The sequence below is a fragment of the Arthrobacter sp. C152 genome, assembly GCF_054890965.1.
The window spans coordinates 1-452 of record NZ_JBTZSU010000110.1 but is presented as its reverse complement, the minus strand read 5'-3'; the positions used below and the strand labels follow the sequence as shown (position 1 = coordinate 452).

At 68.1% G+C, this 452-nt stretch carries 1 pseudogene; it reads left to right on the top strand.

The features are described 5' to 3' along the window. Positions 1–452, top strand: a pseudogene (locus ACYSM9_RS21935) (pyruvate dehydrogenase (acetyl-transferring), homodimeric type); the annotation flags it as partial.

Genomic DNA, 452 nt, shown 5'->3' with positions numbered 1-452 from the left:
ACGTTCGGCATGGACGCGTTCTTCCCGACCGCGAAGATCTACAACCCCAAGGGCCAGAACTACCTCTCCGTGGACCGCGACCTCGTCCTGGCCTACAAGGAATCCCCCGCCGGGCAGCTGATCCACCCGGGCATCAACGAAGCCGGCGCCGTCGCAGCGTTCACCGCCGCCGGCACCGCCTACGCCACCCACGGCGTGCCCCTGGTCCCGGTCTACGTGTTCTACTCCATGTTCGGCTTCCAGCGCACCGGCGACGCCTTCTGGGCAGCAGCAGACCAGATGACCCGCGGCTTCATCATCGGCGCCACCGCAGGACGGACCACCCTCACCGGCGAAGGCCTCCAGCACGCCGACGGCCACTCCCCCCTCCTGGCGTCCACGAACCCGGCCGTCATCACCTACGACCCCGCCTACGGCTACGAAATCGGACACATCGTCCGCTCCGGCCTCGA